A 3,198-nucleotide genomic window follows, 5' to 3' on the forward strand; every position below is an offset into this window, starting at 1 on the left:
CATGGCGGAGATCACCGCTGCGCTGGTCAAGGACCTGCGCGAAAAGTCTGGCGTTGGCATGATGGACTGCAAGAACGCCCTGCAGGAAACCGGCGGCGACATGGAAGCCGCCATGGAGCTGCTGCGCAAGAAGGGCCTGTCGAAGGCCGAGAAGAAGTCGGGCCGCGCTGCGGCCGAGGGCCTGGTGGCCGGCAAGGTGAGCGCCGACGGTAAGACCGGCGCGCTGATCGAGCTCAACGCCGAGACCGATTTCGTCGGCAAGAACGACACGTTCCAGGCCGCCGCGCGGGACATCGCCGAGGTCGCCCTGACGGTGGATGGCGTCGACGCCATCTCCGCGGCCAAGGCGTCCGGCGGCCAGTCGGTGTCGGACATGGTCACAAACATGATCGCCACGATCGGCGAGAACATGCGCCTGCGGCGTTCGGACCGTCTGACTGTGGGCGAGGGCGCTGTCTGCCTCTACCTGCACAATGCGCAGGGCGACGGGGTCGGCCGCCTGGGCGTGATCGTGGCTCTGGAAAGCGCCGGCGACCAGGCCGCGCTTAAAGAGGTCGGCCGCAAGATCGCCATGCATGTCGCCGGCACTCCGATGCCGCCGCTCGCGCTGTCGACCGACGATCTGGATCCGGCGGCCGTCGAGAAGGAAAAGAAGTTCCTGACCGAGCAGGCGCTGGAAAGCGGCAAGCCCATCGGCGTGGTCGAGAAGATGATCGAGGGCCGGATCCGCAAGTGGCAGGAAGAGGTGGTGCTCCTGAAGCAGCCCTTCGTGATGAATCCGGATCAGACCATCGAACAGCTGGTCGCGGAAACGGCCAAGACCGTGGGCGCACCCGTCGCGCTCAAGGGCTTCGTCCGCTTCGCCCTCGGCGAAGGCGTCGACAAGGGCCCCGAAGGCCCTGACTTCGCTTCGGAAGTGGCGGCTATGGCCGGCCAGAGCTAAGCTCTCCGCCGACTCAAGACCTTTGGGGGCGCGGTGCGTTCGACGCGCCGCGCCCTCAGTGTATGTTGCGTTAGAGATCAAGGGATCGGGACCTCGCCCATGCCGGACGGCCAGCCGCGCTACAAACGCATCCTCCTGAAACTGTCGGGAGAGGCGGGCGTCGGCGGCGAAGGCTTCGGCATAGATCCCAAGACCCTACAGGCGGTCTGCGAAGACATCGCTCAGGTGGTCCAGGCCGGCGTGCAGATCTGCATGGTCGTCGGCGGCGGCAACATCTTCCGCGGCGCGGCTCTGGCCGAAAGCGGCATGGAGCGCGCCAGCGCCGACTATGTCGGCATGCTGGCCACGGTGATGAACGCGCTCGCCCTGCAGGCCAGTCTGGAAAAGATCGGCGTCTACACCCGCGTCCAGTCGGCGATTCCGATGGAGACGGTCTGTGAGCCCTACATTCGCCGCCGTGCGCTGCGGCACCTGGAAAAGGGCAGGGTCGTGATCTTCGCCGCGGGCCTGGGAGCGCCGTTCTTCACCACCGACACGCCCGCGGCGTTGCGCGCGGCCGAGATGGGCTGCGACGCCCTGCTCAAGGGCACCAGCGTCGACGGCGTCTACACCGCCGACCCCAAGAAGGACGCCGACGCCAAACGCTACGAGACGCTGAGCTACAAGGAGGTCCTGTCCAAGGACCTGCGCGTCATGGACACCTCCGCGGTCAGCCTGATGCGCGACAATCACATCCCCATCGTGGTCTTCTCGATCCGCGAACGGGGCAATCTCCTGAAGGTGCTGAAGGGTGAGGGCGTCTACACGACGATCGCCTAGAAGCGCCTTGGGATCGAGACGAAGGGAGCGAACATCATGGCCACCGTGGAAAAGCCCGTGCTGTCGAAATACCGCGACCGCATGGACAAGGCGGTCTCCGCCTTGAAGGAGGAATTCGCCAGCCTCCGCACCGGCCGCGCCTCGGCGAGCCTTCTCGACCAGATCACCGTCGAGGCCTACGGCTCAGCCATGCCGATCAACCAGGTGGGCGCGGTTTCCGTGCCGGAGCCGCGGATGATCAGTGTCAGCGTCTGGGACAAGGCGTTGGTGATCTCGGTGGAGAAAGCGATCCGCTCCGCGGGCCTCGGGCTCAATCCGGTCACGGATGGCCAGAACCTGCGCATCCCGATCCCGCCGCTCACCGAGGAGCGCCGCAAGGACCTGGTGAAGGTCGCCGGCAAATACGCCGAGCAGCAGCGGATCGCGGTGCGAAATGTGCGCCGAGACGCCAACGAAGATCTTCGCGCCGCCGAGAAGGCCCACGTCATCAGCCAGGACGAGGAAAAGCGGCTGGAGAGCGAAATTCAGAAGCTCACGGATGAGGCGATCAAGCGCGTGGACGAAGCCTTGAAAACCAAAGAACAAGAGATCATGCACGTTTAGCCCTAGTTTCGGCGGAAAGCGCAGCCGAAAGCCGTAAGGACCCGTTCCACTTCCATGGCCGTCCAAGAGAACACGCCGCCCGCCGGTGCGTCCGATCCCGATTTGGGGGATCAGGCGCAACTGCACGTGGCCATTGTCATGGATGGCAACGGGCGCTGGGCGAAACGCCGCGGCTTGCCCCGCACGGTGGGCCACCAGGCCGGCGCCGATGCGCTGAAGCGGATCGTCCAGTCGGCCCAGGACCTTGGCATCCGCTGGCTGACGGTGTTCGGCTTCTCCACCGAGAACTGGAGCCGCCCGGTGGCCGAAGTCGCCGAGTTGATGGCCCTGCCGCAGCGCTATTTCCGCAGCGACCTGCCGCGACTGGAGCGCGAAGGCGTGCGGGTCCGCGTGATCGGCCGCGAAGAGGGCCTGTCGCGCGACCTGGTGAAGATCTGCCGCGAGGCTGAGGCGCGCACGGCGCACAACAAGAAGCTCTTCCTCACCATCGCCTTCAACTATGGCGGTCAGGCCGACATCGCCGACGCCGCCCGGCGATTCGCCGAGGATGTGGCCGCCGGCCGCGCCAAGATCGCCGACATGAGCGAAGCCAGGTTCGCCCAGTATCTGTCGACCTCCGAGCTGCCGCCGCCCGACCTGATCGTGCGACCCTCGGGGGAACAACGGCTTTCCAATTTCGTCCTGTGGGAAGCGGCCTACGCGGAGTTCGTGTTCCAGGACGTGCTGTGGCCGGACTATTCGCCCGAGCACCTGAAGGCGGCCATCGCCGAGTTTCACACCCGGGATCGCCGGTACGGCGCCGTCGTGGCCGATGACGTCCTTGCCACAGGCTA

At 65.9% G+C, this 3,198-nt stretch carries 4 protein-coding genes; all 4 read left to right on the forward strand.

Annotated features, from left to right (window positions below; genetic code table 11):
- Nucleotide 1: 1 nt before the first annotated feature.
- Nucleotides 2–943 carry a translation elongation factor Ts gene (tsf, locus tag E8A12_RS14400; RefSeq protein WP_293369946.1) on the forward strand — a complete coding sequence of 314 codons (942 nt, stop codon included), beginning with the start codon at nucleotides 2–4 and terminating at the stop codon, nucleotides 941–943.
- A gap of 99 nt (nucleotides 944–1,042) precedes the next feature.
- Nucleotides 1,043–1,762 carry a UMP kinase gene (pyrH, locus tag E8A12_RS14405; RefSeq protein WP_293369948.1) on the forward strand — a complete coding sequence of 240 codons (720 nt, stop codon included), beginning with the start codon at nucleotides 1,043–1,045 and terminating at the stop codon, nucleotides 1,760–1,762.
- Between the two features lie 36 nt (nucleotides 1,763–1,798).
- Entirely contained in the window at nucleotides 1,799–2,365 is a 567-nt protein-coding gene (frr, locus tag E8A12_RS14410; RefSeq protein ID WP_293369950.1) for a ribosome recycling factor, read from the forward strand.
- Between the two features lie 138 nt (nucleotides 2,366–2,503).
- On the forward strand, nucleotides 2,504–3,198 hold a 695-nt coding region (uppS, locus tag E8A12_RS14415; protein WP_293369952.1), incomplete at its 3' end, for a polyprenyl diphosphate synthase.

Source organism: Phenylobacterium sp. (genome assembly GCF_004799395.1).
In the GTDB taxonomy this organism is placed as follows: domain Bacteria; phylum Pseudomonadota; class Alphaproteobacteria; order Caulobacterales; family Caulobacteraceae; genus Phenylobacterium.